Raw genomic sequence first — 15,638 nt, forward strand, 5'->3', positions numbered from 1 at the left:
GTTAACGCTCCTGCGGCAATGCAAATTTCCGCACCCCGCGGGGAACAGCGGCGTGATAGATTGAACCCATGACCATCGACGTCATCGACCTCCGCGATTTCTATTCGCGCCGCCTCGGCATCGTGGCCCGGCAGCTGATCAATCGCGGCATCCGGGCGCGATGGCCTGATGCGGATGGGCTGCGCGTGCTCGGGCTGGGTTATCCCACGCCCTATCTCGGCCTGTTTCGCGAAGATTCCGAACGCTGCATCGCGTTCATGCCGGCGGCGCAGGGCGTGCTGAAATGGCCGACGGCGCGGCCGGCGCTGGCGACCCTGATCGATGAATTCTCGATGCCGTTGCCGGACGCCGCCGTCGATCGCATCCTGCTGGTGCATGCGCTGGAAATGTCCGACGATCCGGAACGTTTGCTGCGCGAAGTGTGGCGTGTGCTGGCGCCGTCGGGGCGTTTGATTGCAGTGATTCCCAATCGCCGCGGCGTGTGGACCCGCACCGACAACACGCCGTTCGGCCATGGCCGGCCCTATTCGCGCGCGCAGATCACGCAATTGCTGCGGCAGACCTGGTTCACGCCGACGGCGTGGGGCGAGGCGCTGTTCCTGCCGCCGGTCGGCAAAGGCTGGTTCCTGCGTTCGGCGATGGCGTGGGAGCGCGTCGGCGCGGCGCTGTCGCTGCCGTTCGCCGGCGTGCACATCGTGGAGGCGACCAAGCAGGTCTACCGTGCGATTCCCGCGCACCGCGAACGCACGCGACTGATTCCGTCGCTGCAGCCGGTGCTGGTGCCATCCTCGACAACAGCAACGCGGGCATGAAAAAGGGCAGGCACGCTTGCGCGATGCCCACCCTTCGAAAACAGCAGATTGCGCTGACGCTAGCTACTCATTCCCCGGATTGAAATCTTCGCTCGGGACCGGCGCGGCGGCTGCGTTGTCGGGACGCGGGCCGTGCGGCCGGCGGCGCCGGCGCGGGAAGCGTTCACCGCCACCATTGCCTTCGAAGGCGCCGGGCGCGGCGTTCACCTGCGGCTGCGGCCCGGTGATGAAAGACGGCAGACGGTCGACGCCGCCGGTATCGGCAATCACCGGCTGCGGCTGGGGCTGCGGCTGATATTGCGGCTGCGGACGATGTTCGCGTTGCTCGCGATGATGCTCACGCGGCTGCTGGTCGCGGTCGCGCTGGAAGGGTTGCCCCTCACGCGGCTGGAAATCGCGCTGCTGATTGTTCTCGCGCGGCACGAACGGCTGTTGCTGCTGCGGCACGAAGCCCGGCTCCTGGCCGAAATGGTTGAAGTTCTCGCCCTCGTCTTCGTGCTCCTCGGGCGGCATTTCGTTTTCGGTGCGCGGCTGCGGCTGGTTCTGCCGGAATTGCTCCTGGGCTGCCGCGATCAGGCGGAAATAATGCTCGGCGTGCTGGTAGTAATTCTCGGCCGCAACCGGGTCGCCGGATGAGCGCGCATCACGCGCCAGCTGGACGTATTTCTCCGCAACGTGGGAGGCGGTGCCGCGAATCTTGATGTCGGGTCCGTTCGATTCGAACACCCGGGTCATCGGGTTTTGACCGCGCCGGTTATTATTATTGTTGTTATTATTGTTGTTATTCCGGTTACGCATCCGCTTGTTGTTCTGACCGTTTCTCATGTCTTGCCTTTATTCCAGCCCTGAAGTTGCCGTTGCCGTCGTAGCCTCACCGGACCGGGCGCACGACTGTGCGCACCGATTCACGGTGTCGTTCAAATTCATGACGTCGATTTCGCCAACCCTCGCGTTCAACAAGGACGCGTTCCCCAACCGCCGGCGTTCACAGCCAGCCGGACCAAATTACTTAGCCTGCCAAAACCAGCCCAACAGAAACACGCCCGACCGAAACAAGCTCAACAGCCGCTGGAGCACAGGCTCTACGTAACTGTTTTGCGTGACTGTTTCTTGCGTAGGTCTTCAAGCGCAATATCAGGCTTTCGTTCGCTTTGCGGTCGAGAGCAGCACAGCTCAGGCTATTGCGCTCGATTGGACCTGCGTTTTGGAACCTTTCACTCGGCGGGCTCTCGTTTCGAGAATTCAGGCCCCCACCCGTTATTACGGGGGGCGGCAACCCTGGACCGATGTTGTGAGCGGAACGTAGTCGCTCCCGGGCAATATTCCAAGAGGTTTTTTTGCGTTCCAATAGGGCCTTATCGGGGCATTTTGCCGCCCGCGACCGCCCGCGGAATGCCCGCCAGATCGGCTTTGGGGACGCCTGCCGGGATTAGCCCCGCCGCCGCCATCAAGGCCTGGATTTGCCCGCTTTGGCCCTCTCCGGCCTCCACAACCAGGGCCGCGCCCGGCGCCAGAAGGGATGCGGCCTGCGGGATCAGCGCGCGGTAGGCATCCAGCCCGTCGGCGCCGCCATCGAGCGCCGCCGGCGGGTCGTATTCCCGGACATCGATGGCGAGACCGGCGATATCCACTGAGCGGATATAGGGCGGGTTGGACACGATCAGGTCGAACGCCCCGGTCAATCCGGACGCGTAATCGCAGGCGATGAACGTCGTCCGATCAGAGAGCCCTGCCGACGCGGCATTCGCATCGGCGGTCTGCAGGGCGGCTGACGAAATGTCGGTGCCGAACCCATGCGCGTTCGGCAGCTCCGACAACAACGCCAGCAAGATCGCCCCGGAGCCGGTGCCGAGGTCGGCGATACGCAATTTGCGGCTGAGCGCGCCGCCGGCACGCAATAATTCCAGCGCCAGCTCGACCACCGTCTCGGTGTCGGGCCGCGGCACCAGTGTCGCGGCCGAGAGCTTTAGCGGCAGCCCCCAGAATTCCTTGTGGCCGAGAATACGCGCGACCGGCTCGCCGAGCAGGCGGCGATGCGCGAAATCTTCCAGCCGCAGTGATTGGTCTGCCGTAAGTTGCTGCTGCGCGGCCGTGATCAGGCCGGTGAGATCAAGGTCAAGCACCGCGCCGACAAGCAACCGCGCGTCGAGTTCGCCGGATTCGATCGCATTGGATTTGAAGCGTGCAGTGAGCGTGCGCCGCGCGGTCTCGACGGTTTGTCCGGCGAAGGAATCTGTCACCTGACGACCTCGCAAAAATCTATCCATCCGTCGTCCCTGCGAACGCAGGGACCCCCAGCGTGAGCGCAATTGCGCTCATCGCGGCGCCGCGGCTTCTCGGTGTGGGCGGTAAAAGTTGATATCTCGCGCAACAACCAAGGCCGGTGGTTATCGGTCTCTGCTTTCGCAGGGACGACAGCGAGATTGTAGGAGCGACTCAGCAAGAGCCGGAGCAGGGCACTCACGCCGCGGCGCCCTGGGCGGCGAGTTGGGCGGCCTGATGCTCGGTCGTCAGTGCGTCGATCAGTTCGCCCAGCGCTTCGCCCGCGATCACCTGCGGCAATTTATAGAGTGTCAGGTTGATGCGGTGATCGGTGACGCGGCCTTGCGGGAAATTATAGGTGCGGATGCGCTCGGAGCGGTCACCCGAGCCGACTTTTTCGCGGCGGTCGGCCGAGCGCGCCGCATTGATGCGCTGCTGTTCGGCATCATAGATGCGCGAGCGCAGGATGTTCATCGCCGAGGCGCGATTCTTGTGCTGCGAGCGGCTGTCCTGCATCATGACCACGATGCCGGTCGGGATGTGGGTGATGCGGATCGCGGATTCGGTCTTGTTGACGTGCTGGCCGCCGGCGCCCTGTGCGCGCATGGTCTCGATCCGCAAGTCCTCGTTCTTGATGTCGACATCGACATCCTCGACCTCGGGCAAGACAGCAACGGTTGCCGCCGAGGTGTGGATGCGGCCCTGCGTCTCGGTGTCGGGCACGCGCTGCACGCGGTGCGCGCCGGATTCGAATTTCAGTTTGGCGAACGCGCCGCGGCCCTGCACTTCGGCGATGATTTCCTTGTAGCCGCCCATGGTGCCCTCGCTGGCGGAGATCACCTCGACCTTCCAGCCCTGCAGCGCGGCAAAACGCTCATACATCCGGAACAGGTCGCCGGCGAACAGCGAGGCTTCGTCGCCGCCGGTGCCGGCGCGGATTTCCAGCATCACGTTGCGGTCGTCCATCGCGTCTTTCGGCAACAGCGCGACGCGGATCTTCTGCTCGAGTTCGCCAACGCGCGTCTGCAGCGTTTCGAGCTCGGCTTCCGCCATGCCGCGCATGTCAGGATCGGCGGCGGAATCCGCCAGCAACGTCTCGGTGTCCGTTATCTCGGCGCGCGCCGCGCGATAGGCCTTGACGGCATCGATCAGCGGATTGAGCTCGGCGAGCTCGCGCGTGATCTGGACGTATTTCTCCGAGCTCAATTGGCCGAGCAGCTCCGCCTCGAGCGAGGCGTGATGGGCGAGCAGGATATCGAGTTTGGCTTCGGGTAACATGTCGGAGTTCTCATTGGCGCAAAGGGACGGGGCGTTGCCGGGGCAGAGCCTCGCTACAACGACAACCCCTCGGCTTCGGCGAATTCCGTCAGCTTCTGCCGGATCGAGACGCTGCCGGCCGGCGCTTCGAGCAGCGGCATCATGACGGCCTCGGCCTTCCTGGCATCGAGATCGAGGATCAGCGCTTTCACCGGGCCATGCGCGGTCGCCGACAGCGAAAGCGAGCGGTAACCAAGCGCGATCAGCGCCAGCGCGCCGAGCGGTTTTGACGCCATCTCGCCGCACAGCGAGGCGCTTTTCTTTGCCGCATCGGCCTTGCGCACGATGTCGCGCAAGGCCCGCAAGATCGGCGCCGACATGGTGTCGAACCGTTCGGAGACCTTGGCATTGCCGCGGTCGACCGCGAACATGAACTGGAACAGGTCGTTCGATCCGATCGAGATGAAATCGACCTTCTTCAGGAGTTCGTCCATCTGGTAAAGCAGCGCCGGCACTTCGACCATGGTGCCGACGTCGATGCGTTCCGGCAGCGCGTGGCCGTGCTGACGCAGATAGGTCAGCTCGCGCTCGACGATGGCCTTGGCCTGATCGAACTCCGCGACTTCCGAAATCATCGGGAACATGATCTTCAGCGCGCGGCCGCCGCCGGCGCGCAATAGCGCGCGAATCTGGCCGCGCAAAAGGCCGGGCCGGTCGAGCCCGAGCCGGATCGCGCGCCAGCCGAGCGCGGGATTTTCCTCGATCACGGTTTCCATATAGGGCAGCGCCTTGTCGCCGCCGATGTCGAGCGTGCGGAACGTGACCGGTTTCGATCCCGCGGCGTCCAGCACGGTGCGATACAGCGCGAGCTGGTCAGAGGTGCGCGGCAGGCTTTGGCCGACCATGAACTGCAGCTCGGTGCGGAAGAGGCCGATGCCGGCGCTGCCGGTGTCGTCGATATGCGGCAGGTCGATGACGAGGCCGGCATTGATCATCAGCTCGATCTTCTGGCCGTCCCTGGTCACGCAGGGTTTGTCGCGCAGCGCCGAATATTGCGCCTGCCGCCGCGCGCGGAATCTTACCCGCTCGGCATAGGCCGATTCGATCTCGGCCGAAGGGCGCACATAGATCGAGCCCGAGGTGCCATCGACGATGATGGCGTCGCCGGGATCGGCGAGCCCCGGCGCGTTGGGGATTTCGCCGACCGCGGGAATGCCGAGCGCGCGCGCCACGATCGAGACGTGCGAATTGGCGGTGCCTTCCTCCAGCACGAGGCCGCGCAGGCGCTTGCGGTCATAGTCGAGCAGGGCGGCCGGGCCCATCGCGCGCGCGATCAGGATCGCATTGTCGGGCAGCTGTTCGCGTGACGGCGCGTGGTCCTGGCCGACCAATTGCCGCATCAGGCGGTGGCCGAGGTCCTCGAGGTCGTGCAGGCGATCGCGCAAATAGGGATCGGTCGAGCGCAGCATGCGCGCGCGGGTGTCGGACTGGACGCGCTCGACGGCGGCTTCCGCGGTGAGGCCGGTGGCGACCGCCTCGTGCAGCTTGTGCGACCAGCCATGGTCGTTGGCGAACATGCGGTAGGCTTCCAGTACCTCGCGGTGCTCGCCGCCCTCGGCGACGTCGCCGCGCTCCAGCATGCGGTCGAGATCGGCGCGCAGCTTGGTCAGCGCCGCGTCCAGCTTCTTGATTTCCTTCGGCAGGTCTTCGGCAATGTAATTGGTGATGACGACGCGCGGCTCGTGCAGCACGACGTGGCCGAGCGCGATGCCGTCGGACAGGATCGCGCCGGCCTTGTGCATGGAATGCCGCGCCGCGGGTTCCGCGCCGGGCTGCGCCAGCGCCGCCAGCTCGCCGGAGGCGATCATCTCGGCGAGCACCATCGCGGTGGTCTGCAGCGCCTCGACCTCTTCCTCGACGTAAGTACGCTTGGCGCGGTTCTGCACGACCAGCACGCCGAGCGTGTTGCCGGCGCGCAGGATCGGCACGCCGAGGAACGAATGATAGATTTCTTCGCCGGTTTCCGGGCGGAACGAGAACGCCGGGTGGGTTTGCGCGTCGGAGAGGTTGAGCGGGGTGGCCTCGCTGGCGACCAGGCCGACCAGGCCCTCATGCGCGCTCAGAACCGTTCTATGGACGGCGTCGCGGTTCAGACCCTCGGTGGCGTAGAGCTCGAGCGTGTTATCGACGCGCAGCACGTAGGTCGAGCACACCTCGGCCACCATGTTGGCCGCGATCAGGACCACGATCTTGTCCAGCCGCTCCTGAGCGGAGACCTGCTCCGCCATGGTTTCGCGGAGCCGTCTCAACAAGACGCGGGGGCCTCCCGACGTGCTCCGCATCTGCCAAAATCCTCCCCCGCGAGGCCAGCGTGCCGGGTGGCCGGGCACTGGCGTGAAACTCAACAATAGCAACAATTTTATTCATTCGGCGCCGCCGCAAGCCGCCACCAAAACCATCGTTCCCGGCCGAATCGGGATCGCCAAACTGTGGCACAGTTTGCGGCAGCGCACCTGTCAGGCCGTATAACCAATCGAGGCTTGCTTTGCCAAGCAAAACGCCTGCCAGTAGCAATAACGTCTGTGTCAGGCCAATGCTGCGGCAGCTAAGAGAAAATCTAACTCCGCACGGTGGCTGCTTGAGCGGGACCGTTCCGATCACGATTCGCGCTCTATCCCCGCGTCGTTCCGGGGTGCGCCCTCTTGGCGCGAGCCCGGAATCCGTTGGGCAGCGGACCTCGTGGTGAGATGGATTCCGGGCTCGTGCTACGCACGCCCTCAGGTGCGCAATTGCGCACCTGAGAATGACGAGGAAGGGTCATCCGCCGCCGTAACGTCGCCCTACGCCTGGTCGAGCCCATAGAGCGTGTGCAGCGTGCGCACCGCAAGCTCGGTATAGGCGGCGTCGATCAGCACCGAGAACTTGATCTCGGAGGTGGTGATGGCGCGGATATTGATGTTTCGCGCGGCAAGTGCGGTGAACGCCTGGGCGGCGACGCCGGCATGGCTGCGCATGCCGCTGCCGATCACCGACACCTTGGCGACGTCGGTGGCACTGTCCAGCCGCTTGTAGCCGATCTTGTCCTTGGCCGCGGTGATGGTGTCCCTGGCGCGGGTATAGTCGGAGGCCGGCACCGTGAAGGTCAGGTCGGTGGTCTTGCCGTCCTCGGAGACGTTCTGCACGATCATGTCGACATTGATGTTGGCGTCCGCGAGCGGTCCGAAGATCGCGGCGGCAACGCCCGGCTTGTCCTCGATCTGGCGCACGGAAATCTGGGCTTCGTCCTTGGAGAAGGCGATGCCGGTGACGACGTGGTTTTCCATGATTTCCTCCTCGCTGCAGATCAGCGTGCCCGGCGGCGTGGCGTGCGGGTCGATATCCTCGGGCTTGTCGAAGCTGGAACGGACGAAAACCGGCATACTATGCACCATGCCGAGTTCCACCGAGCGCACCTGCAGGACCTTGGCGCCTTGGGAGGCCAGTTCCAGCATGTCCTCGAAGGCGATCTTGTCGAGCCGCCGCGCCTTGGGAACCACGCGCGGGTCGGTGGTATAGACGCCGTCGACGTCGGTGTAGATGTCGCAGCGGTCGGCATGGATGGCGGCGGCGATCGCCACCGCCGAGGTGTCCGAACCGCCGCGCCCCAGCGTGGTGATTCGGCCCGTCTGCGGGTTGATGCCCTGGAAGCCGGCGATGACGGCGACTTCCTTGCGGTCCTTGAAACGGTTGATGATCTCGGTGCCGTCGATGTCGAGGATCCGCGCCGAGGCGTGCGCGTCCGAGGTCCGGATCGGGATTTGCCAGCCCTGCCAAGAGCGGGCCTGAATGCCGAGCGCCTGCAGCGCGATCGCCAGCAGTCCGGACGTGACCTGTTCGCCGGAGGCGACCACCGCGTCATATTCGCGGGCGTCGTGCATCGGCGAGGCGTCGCGGCACCAGTCCACCAGTTCGTTGGTCTTGCCGGACATCGCCGACACCACCACGGCGACGTCGTGTCCGGCATCGACTTCGCGCTTGACGTGACGCGCGACGTTGCGGATTCGGTCGATATTGGCGACGGATGTACCGCCGAATTTCATCACGAGGCGGCCCATGACGACGCGTGCATTCCCTGTGAGGATAAGTATGGTGGCCCGCACGAAAATGGAGCGTCCGGGCCGAAAGCGGCGTATACATAGCGGCGCGTCCCGGGGCAAGCATCCGGGTGCATTTTCGGTCTAAAATGGCGCAAAATGCTGTGGTAGCGGGTTAATTCAGGTCAGGCGCAATTTAGGTCAGGTGGATGGGGCGTTATATCGACGATATCCTGCAGCCCGATGAGAAGGTGCTGTATTCCAGCAATGCGCACTGGATTTTCTTCCTGCCGGCGATTGTGGGCTGGGTCGTGGCGATTGCGCTCTTCGTGGCCTCGGGTCTGGTCCCGCCGGGACCCCTGGCGCTGGTCTGCATGTCGCTCGCGGCGATCGTCGCGATTTTCGCGGCGTACAAGACCGTGACCGCCTGGTTCCACCGCTGGATCACCGAGATCGACGTCACCAATCTGCGCGTCGTCCACAAGACCGGATTCATCCAGCGGAAGACGTTCGAGATGAGTCTCGACAAGGTCGAGAGCGTCGACGTCAACCAGAGCATCCTTGGCCGCCTGTTCAACTACGGCGACGTGGAGATCTTCGGCGTCGGAGAAGGCGGCAAGATCATCAAAATGATTGCCTCGCCGCTGGAATTCCGCAATGCCATCACCGCGCGATAGGAGCGGCGCGCCATCCATGGCCATGCAAACAAATCACGCCGGCGCATCGGGGAGCACGGTCGACCCGGCCGAAGTCGCAAAATTCTCAAAACTGTCGGACGAGTGGTGGGACCCCAAGGGCAAGATGGCCCCGCTGCACAAGATCAATCCGCTGCGGCTGACCTATATCCGCGACGCCGCCTGCCGCAAGTTCGAGCGCAATGTCAAAAGCCTGAATTGCCTGGGCGGCCTGCGCATCCTCGATATCGGCTGCGGCGCCGGCCTCTTGTGCGAGCCGTTCACGCGGCTGGGCGCGCAGGTGATCGGGATCGATCCCTCCGCGACCAACATCGCCGCCGCCAAGCTGCACGCCGACAAGGGCCATCTGTCGATCGACTACCGCTGCACCACGGCCGAGGAGATGGACGTGCGCGAGCGCTTCGACATCGTGCTGGCGATGGAAGTGGTCGAGCACGTCACTGACGTGGGCGTCTTCCTCGACCGCTGCGCGGCGATGCTCAAGCCGGGCGGGATGATGGTGCTCTCGACGCTGAACCGCAACTGGAAGAGCTTCGCGCTGGCGATCGTCGGCGCCGAATATGTGCTGCGCTGGCTGCCGCGCGGCACCCATGAGTGGAACAAGTTCGTCACCCCCGACGAACTCGCGCAGCACCTCGCCAACAACCGCCTCGCCATCACCGAACAGGCCGGCGTGGTCTATAGTCCGCTCGCCGACAAATGGAGCATCTCGTCCGACATGGACGTGAACTACATGGTGGTCGCCGAGGAGATGTAGATGCGCGTCATTGCCGGGCTTGACCCGGCAATCCATACTCTTCGAAGATGATGGATACGCGGGTCAAGCCCGCGTATGACAACCGAATTTGTTGGCCCCTTACTCAACTCTCCCGCAGCGCAGCTAAGACTCGGATCACACGCAATCCTGTCATGCGCCGTTTCGGTTGACCCCGTGCGCCGCGACCGGCACGGTGCGGCACCCTTCCGCCGGTATTTTCATGTTCACGATTGCCTCGCTCTGGATTCCCTTCACCATCATTGCAGCCCTCGGCCAGGTCGCGCGCAATGCGATGCAGCGGTCGCTGACGGGGCCGCTCGGGACCTGGGGCGCGACCAATATCCGTTTCCTGTTCGGCTTCCCGTTCTCGATCATCTTCTTCACGGTCGTGATCGCCGTGACCGGCGACCCCATCCCGTGGCCGACCGCCGCGTTCTGGCCGTGGCTGTTGCTCGGCGCGCTCAGCCAAATTGTCGCTACGGGCCTGATGTTGCTGGCGATGAACGACCGCTCGTTCGTGGTGACGACGGCGTACCTCAAGACCGAGGCGATCCAGACCGCGATCTTCGGCTTCATCTTCCTCAGCGATCATCTCACCGTGCTGAAAGTGGTCGCGATCCTGATCGCGACCATCGGCGTTGTCATCACCGCGCTGCGGCCGGGTGGTGAAAAGGGCTTTGCCGAGTTAAAGCCGACCATCATCGGCCTGGTCGCCGCCGGCTGCTTTGCGCTGTCGGCGATCGGCTTTCGCGGCGCCATCATCACGGTGCCTGACGTTTCCTTCGTCACGGCGGCGTCCTACACGCTGGTGTTCGGCCTGTTCGTGCAAACGCTGGTGCTGACGGTCTATCTGCTGTTCCGCGCGCCCGACGTGCTCCGAAAGATCCTGGGCTTATGGAGGCCCTCGATGCTGGCGGGCTTCATGGGCGCATTCGCGTCGCAATTCTGGTTTCTGGCGTTTGCGCTGACGGCGGCCGCCAATGTCCGCACGCTGGCGCTGGTCGAGGTGCTGTTCGCGCAAGCCGTGGCGTATTATTCGTTCAAGCAGCCTATGTCGGCGCGGGAATTGTCGGGGATTGTTTTGATCGTGGCGGGGGTGGCGCTGCTGGTGGCGGCGTAGCTACCGTCATTGCGAGCGAAGCGAAGCAATCCATCGAGCAGCGAAGTAAGTGTGGATTGCTTCGCTACGCTCGCAATGACGGAAAAATAGTTACAGAAAGCGCGTCAATTCCGATCGTCCGGCAGCACCGGCAGCGGCGAGACCTCGACGCCTTCGTCGATCAGGGCGCGGGCTTCGTCGGGTGACGCCTCGCCATAGATCGGGCGGTGCTCGATATCGCCGTAATGCATCTTGCGCGCTTCGTTGGGAAAGCGCTCGCCGACATTATCGGCGTTCTTGGTGATGTGATCGCGCAATTCCTTGATCTTGGCGCGCAGCTCGAGCTCCTGCGCCATCAACAGCGGCGTGGCCTCGGTGGGCGCACCTTCCGGGCCTGCGACTTCCGCAGCGGGCACGCGACGCGAATCTTCACGGCCCTTCTTGCTGACGACCTGCGGGGCCATGATGGCGCGCTCGACCTTGACCGAGCCGCACGACGGACAGCTCACCAGCCTGCGCTTTTCCTGGCTCTCATAGGCCGTCGAGCTCTGAAACCAGCTTTCGAAAGCATGGCCCCGCTCGCAGCGCAGGTTGTAGCGGATCATGCCGAGCCCCGGACCAGATGCAGATGTTCCGGGCCGGCCTTGGGATCGGCGATGCCGAAGCGCCGGCCGTGCTGCAGCGACGGCACGGTTTTGCGTGCGGTCTCGACCCTTGAGGTGTCAATTTCGGCCAGGAACACGCCGGGCTCGGCGCCGCCCTCGGCGAGGATCTCGCCCCAGGGCGCGATGATCAGTGAGTGTCCGTAGGTCTCGCGCTTATTCTCATGCATGCCGCATTGCGCGGCGGCGAACACGAAGCAGCCGGTCTCGATGGCGCGGGCGCGCAGCAGGATATGCCAATGCGCCTCGCCGGTCTTTTTGGTGAAGGCGGACGGCACTGACAGGAACGACGCGCCGCTTTCGGCGAGCGCACGGTAGAGCGCCGGAAAGCGCACGTCGTAGCAGATCGTGAGCCCGATCCGGCCCCACGGCAGGTCCGAGATCACGGCGGTTTCGCCCGGCTGGTAATTGGCGGACTCGCGGTAGCTCTCGCCGCCGGGCAGGTCGATGTCGAACATATGGATCTTGTCGTAGCTGGCGAGCAGATTGCCGTCAGGCCCGATCAGGAACGAGCGGTTGACCGCGCGCTCCGGCGAGAAGCGCAGCGCGAGCGAGCCGACATGCAGATGGATCTTCAGCTCCGCCGCCAGCGCGCGATAAGCCTTCAGCGACTTGTCGTCCTCTTCGCTGGCCAGATGCTCGAACAGCGCCTTGCGGTTCAGCTGCATCATGTTGCTCACCTCGGGGGTTTGCACATAATCAGCGCCCTGCGCCACAGCTTCCCGGATCAGCTTCATGCCCTGCTCGAGGCTCGGCTCCGGCAGCAGGGAGGTGCGCATCTGCACCATCGCGGCGGTGAAGGTCGTGGCAGCGCTCATGACGAGGCCTTTTCTCCCGCCAGCAATGCATCGAGCCTGCCCGCGCGGTCCAGCGCGTAAAGCTCGTCGCAGCCACCGACATGGTTTGCGCCGATGAAGATTTGCGGAAACGTCGCGCCGGCGCCGGCCCGATCGTACATCTGTTCGCGATAGGAAGGGTCGTTGGATACGCTGAGTTCGGTAAACGCGGCATTCTTGCGCGTCAGCAGCGATTTGGCCGCGGTGCAGTAACCGCAGCCCGGGCGGGTGTAGATTTCAACGGCAGCGGTCATGGAGCGCTCTGGTTCGCAAGTTCCGGAAATGGCAAGTCTTTGGATTACAAGTCTTTGAATTATATGGGAGCCCGGTGGGTGTCCACAACCCGCGCGAATACCAGCACGTCGACCTGCGCGGCCTTGGCGCGCAATAAGGCACGGGCGCAGGCGTCGGTCGTGGCGCCGGAGGTCAGGACGTCGTCGATCAGGACCACGCGGCGGCCCTGGATGTCGGCGCTGCGGTCGGGGGCGACCTTGAACGCGCCCTGCACGTTGCTGGCCCGCTGCGAGCGCGACAGCCCGATCTGCTGTTCGGTTGCCCGGACCCGCCGGAGTGCCTCGCAGGCCAGTTTGACCCCGGTTTGACGCGAAATCACCCGCGCCAGCGCACCGGACTGGTTGTAGCGGCGGCTCCAGCCACGCCGCCAATGCAGGGGAACCGGGACCAGCGCGTCGGCCTCGTCGAGCAATTCCTGGCCCGCGCGGGCCATCCAGCGCCCCATCGCGGGCGCCAGATCGGTGCGGTCCTGATATTTCAGCGAATGGACCAGCGTGCGCGCGACATCGTCGTAGCGCACGGCAGCGCGGGCGCGCTGGTAGGCCGGCGGATTGGCAATCGCCTCCATCGACAGCAAATCGGGCCCGGGGTCGTACACAAAGGGAATGCCGAGCCGCGGGCAGTAGGGCGGTTCGATGAACGACAATTTGGCCCAGCATTCGGCGCAGACACCCTCGCCATCGACCGGCTCGCGGCAGGACACGCACAGCGATGGCAGCGCAATGTCGAGCGCCAGCCTTGGAATATGCGCGAACACCGCGCGGCACGCGCTCAACGCGCCGCGCAAATGGCCGGAAATGGAGCGTGGTGGTGATGCCTCGGCGTCCATGGGGTGAGGCTAGCGCTGCTGAACAAACTGCTCAAGCACCGGATTGCCAGAGACTGGGCGATCGGCGTACCAACCGGCATGTCCTCGCACCCGACCACCGCACCCATCCTGTTCGACCGCGCGCTGTTGCGCGCCCGGCAGGATCGTGCGCAGCGCCTTGGGCCAGCGACGTTCCTGCTCGATCGCGTCACCGAGGACATGGAAGAGCGGCTGGCGGCGGTGATGCGAAATTTCTCCGACGCCACCGAAATCTGGACGCCGTGCGAGCTGCTGCGCAAGCCGCTGGCCGATCGTTTCAAATCCATCACCCGGATCGATCCGGATGAAACGGAAACGCTGCGGCTCGCGCCGGAATCGCTTGATCTCGCGGTGTCCGCGCTGGCCTTTCAATTCGTCAACGATCTACCTGGCGTGCTGGCGCAAATCAGGCGCGCGCTGCGGCCGGATGGATTGCTGCTGGCGACGATGATCGGCGGCGATACGCTGACCGAACTCCGGCAATCCTTTGCGGCGGCGGAGGCCGAATGCGAGGGCGGGGTGTCGCCGCGCGTCGCACCCTTTGCCGATCTGCGCGATGTCGGCGCGCTGCTGCAGCGCGCGGGCTTTGCGCTGCCGGTCACCGACGTCGATCGCCTCATAGTGCGCTACGACAGCGCGTTGGCGCTGATGGCCGATCTGAGAAGGATGGGCGCGACCAACATCCTGGTCGAGCGGCGGCGGGTGCCGACCCGCCGCGCCACGCTGCTGCGGATGGCAGAGATCTACGGCGAACGCTTTGCCGATTCGGACGGCCGCATCCGCGCCACCTTCGACGTGATCTGGCTGTCCGGCTGGGCGCCGCATGAGAGCCAGCCCAAACCGCTGCGGCCGGGTTCGGCGAAAGCGAGCCTGGAGGCGGCGGTGAAGGGGAAGACGAAGTAGAATTGTGATTCGTGGTCCGTCTGGTCAGGCTGCGATGGAGGACAGCATCAGCGTCGAAATCACCCCCGCAAGCAGGCCGACGCCCGCCGCAAACCACACACGGTATCCGGCAAGCCACATCAGCATGAGATGCCTGGCAGGAAATGCGCCGATCTGGGTCAGGATCGTCAGCATGTCGGAGCAGATCCATTCCTCGGCGATCTTGCCATCGGCAATGCGGTACAGTTCGTAGCTTTGGTAATCGACGCGCTTTCCGGTCGGCTGATTTCCCAGGAACTCGCCGGTGTGCGTTCCGGTAAAGCGAAGACGCACCGCCACCTTGTCGTCGGCCGCAAACATGTCCTGCGTTTCGATCTGAATGTCGGGAAAAGAGTTGAAGAAGGCTTCCGAATTCCTGCGCCATGTGCGCCGGCCGCGCATTTGATGCGGCACCCCGGCCAAGTTAATGATGAAGTCCGGCGACAGGAACTCGGCGGCAGCCGCAATGTCCCTGCGGCTCAAGGCGGCGAAGGCGTTACGCATCAATGCGATATTTCCCTGGGAAGCGGTATTGGTGGCGAGCACGACAGGACTCCAAATGACAATCGAATTGGTATAGAGCATATCGTGAATATGGTACACAATGTAGATAATGCATCACTTTGCCGCGACGTGCTGTCGCAGCTGTTTCTGGTCACAACGCTCATGTCGGCGGATATGCAGCGTGGCCTGGCCGAGCGCGGCCTGACGCAAACAAGGGCGCAAGTGTTGTGGGTGCTGGGTGGGGCCGAGCGGATGACGCAGGCGGAATTGGCCGCGGAACTGAAGGTCACGCCGCGTAACGTAACCACGCTCATCGATGCGCTTGAGGAGACCGGTTTTGTCCGTCGCACGGCACACCCGACGGATCGGCGCGCTGCCGTCATTGTTCTGTCGGCGAAAGGGCAAAAATCCTTCGCAAGATTGCAATCGGAGACGACCGAGTTTGCCAAACTGCTGTTCGGCAACCTGTCCGAACGCGATCTGAAGACATTCCAGGGGATACTTCACGACGTCGGTACGAAGCTGACCGAACTGGCGAAGGAAACTGGCGGCCGCTAGCGCCACCAATCGCTGCGGCCGGGCTCTGCGAAAGCGAGTCTGGAGGCGGCGGTGAAGCGGA

Annotated in this window: 16 protein-coding genes; 6 read left to right on the forward strand and 10 right to left on the reverse strand. The window is 64.2% G+C overall.

Annotated elements, in window-relative coordinates:
- Positions 1 to 68 precede the first annotated feature (68 nt).
- On the forward strand, positions 69 to 812 hold the full coding sequence (locus tag JQ558_RS06290; protein WP_212213815.1) for a methyltransferase domain-containing protein: 744 nt from the start codon (positions 69 to 71) through the stop codon (positions 810 to 812).
- A 63-nt stretch (positions 813 to 875) separates the two neighbouring features.
- Here JQ558_RS06290 and JQ558_RS06295 read toward each other — a convergent pair whose 3' ends face one another.
- The 5 genes from JQ558_RS06295 to JQ558_RS06315 all read right to left on the reverse strand — a co-directional run bounded on the left by JQ558_RS06295 (position 876) and on the right by JQ558_RS06315 (position 8,425).
- A complete protein-coding gene (locus JQ558_RS06295; RefSeq protein ID WP_211998217.1) occupies positions 876 to 1,637 on the reverse strand; it encodes a DUF4167 domain-containing protein in 762 nt (253 codons plus the stop codon).
- A gap of 530 nt (positions 1,638 to 2,167) precedes the next feature.
- Positions 2,168 to 3,052 carry a peptide chain release factor N(5)-glutamine methyltransferase gene (prmC, locus tag JQ558_RS06300; RefSeq protein ID WP_312014963.1) on the reverse strand — a complete coding sequence of 295 codons (885 nt, stop codon included), beginning with the start codon at positions 3,050 to 3,052 and terminating at the stop codon, positions 2,168 to 2,170.
- Positions 3,053 to 3,272: 220 nt separating this feature from the next.
- A complete protein-coding gene (gene prfA / locus JQ558_RS06305; RefSeq protein WP_212293127.1) occupies positions 3,273 to 4,352 on the reverse strand; it encodes a peptide chain release factor 1 in 1,080 nt (359 codons plus the stop codon).
- A gap of 53 nt (positions 4,353 to 4,405) precedes the next feature.
- Positions 4,406 to 6,673 carry a phosphoenolpyruvate--protein phosphotransferase gene (gene ptsP / locus JQ558_RS06310; protein WP_212213828.1) on the reverse strand — a complete coding sequence of 756 codons (2,268 nt, stop codon included), beginning with the start codon at positions 6,671 to 6,673 and terminating at the stop codon, positions 4,406 to 4,408.
- Positions 6,674 to 7,171: 498 nt separating this feature from the next.
- Positions 7,172 to 8,425, reverse strand: coding sequence for an aspartate kinase (locus JQ558_RS06315; RefSeq protein WP_212274251.1), 1,254 nt, complete (start codon positions 8,423 to 8,425; stop codon positions 7,172 to 7,174).
- Between the two features lie 188 nt (positions 8,426 to 8,613).
- Between JQ558_RS06315 and JQ558_RS06320 the strand changes: the two genes are divergently transcribed.
- From JQ558_RS06320 to JQ558_RS06330, 3 genes are all read left to right on the forward strand, one after another.
- On the forward strand, positions 8,614 to 9,081 hold the full coding sequence (locus tag JQ558_RS06320; RefSeq protein WP_212213834.1) for a PH domain-containing protein: 468 nt from the start codon (positions 8,614 to 8,616) through the stop codon (positions 9,079 to 9,081).
- A gap of 16 nt (positions 9,082 to 9,097) precedes the next feature.
- Complete coding sequence (ubiG, locus tag JQ558_RS06325) at positions 9,098 to 9,856, forward strand: bifunctional 2-polyprenyl-6-hydroxyphenol methylase/3-demethylubiquinol 3-O-methyltransferase UbiG (protein ID WP_212213837.1); 759 nt, start codon at positions 9,098 to 9,100, stop codon at positions 9,854 to 9,856.
- A gap of 220 nt (positions 9,857 to 10,076) precedes the next feature.
- Complete coding sequence (locus JQ558_RS06330; protein ID WP_212274250.1) at positions 10,077 to 10,976, forward strand: DMT family transporter; 900 nt, start codon at positions 10,077 to 10,079, stop codon at positions 10,974 to 10,976.
- 104 nt (positions 10,977 to 11,080) lie between these two features.
- On the opposite strand, the gene JQ558_RS06335 is transcribed toward JQ558_RS06330, so the two are convergent.
- The 4 genes from JQ558_RS06335 to JQ558_RS06350 are packed head-to-tail and all read right to left on the reverse strand — an operon-like array spanning position 11,081 to position 13,576.
- Complete coding sequence (locus JQ558_RS06335; protein WP_212274249.1) at positions 11,081 to 11,560, reverse strand: DUF1178 family protein; 480 nt, start codon at positions 11,558 to 11,560, stop codon at positions 11,081 to 11,083.
- Positions 11,557 to 12,435, reverse strand: coding sequence for a carbon-nitrogen hydrolase family protein (locus JQ558_RS06340; protein ID WP_212213846.1), 879 nt, complete (start codon positions 12,433 to 12,435; stop codon positions 11,557 to 11,559). The genes JQ558_RS06335 and JQ558_RS06340 overlap by 4 nt, the downstream gene beginning before the upstream one ends.
- Entirely contained in the window at positions 12,432 to 12,707 is a 276-nt protein-coding gene (gene grxC / locus JQ558_RS06345; RefSeq protein ID WP_212293128.1) for a glutaredoxin 3, read from the reverse strand. The genes JQ558_RS06340 and grxC overlap by 4 nt, the downstream gene beginning before the upstream one ends.
- Positions 12,708 to 12,766: 59 nt before the next feature.
- Positions 12,767 to 13,576 carry a ComF family protein gene (locus JQ558_RS06350; protein ID WP_212213852.1) on the reverse strand — a complete coding sequence of 270 codons (810 nt, stop codon included), beginning with the start codon at positions 13,574 to 13,576 and terminating at the stop codon, positions 12,767 to 12,769.
- A gap of 78 nt (positions 13,577 to 13,654) precedes the next feature.
- Here JQ558_RS06350 and JQ558_RS06355 point away from each other — a divergent pair, with 78 nt between their 5' ends.
- Positions 13,655 to 14,497 carry a methyltransferase domain-containing protein gene (locus JQ558_RS06355; protein WP_212274329.1) on the forward strand — a complete coding sequence of 281 codons (843 nt, stop codon included), beginning with the start codon at positions 13,655 to 13,657 and terminating at the stop codon, positions 14,495 to 14,497.
- A 24-nt stretch (positions 14,498 to 14,521) separates the two neighbouring features.
- Here the strand turns inward: JQ558_RS06355 and JQ558_RS06360 are convergent, their stop codons facing one another.
- The gene (locus JQ558_RS06360; protein WP_212293129.1) at positions 14,522 to 15,061 is read right to left on the reverse strand and encodes an ester cyclase; all 540 of its coding nucleotides are present in this window, start codon (positions 15,059 to 15,061) and stop codon (positions 14,522 to 14,524) included.
- Between the two features lie 48 nt (positions 15,062 to 15,109).
- Between JQ558_RS06360 and JQ558_RS06365 the strand changes: the two genes are divergently transcribed.
- Positions 15,110 to 15,577, forward strand: a complete 468-nt coding sequence (locus tag JQ558_RS06365) for a MarR family winged helix-turn-helix transcriptional regulator (RefSeq protein WP_249142378.1) — start codon at positions 15,110 to 15,112, stop codon at positions 15,575 to 15,577.
- The last annotated feature ends 61 nt before the right edge of the window (positions 15,578 to 15,638 follow it).

The organism is Bradyrhizobium sp. AUGA SZCCT0160 (assembly GCF_018130105.1).
Taxonomy (GTDB): Bacteria; Pseudomonadota; Alphaproteobacteria; order Rhizobiales; family Xanthobacteraceae; genus Bradyrhizobium.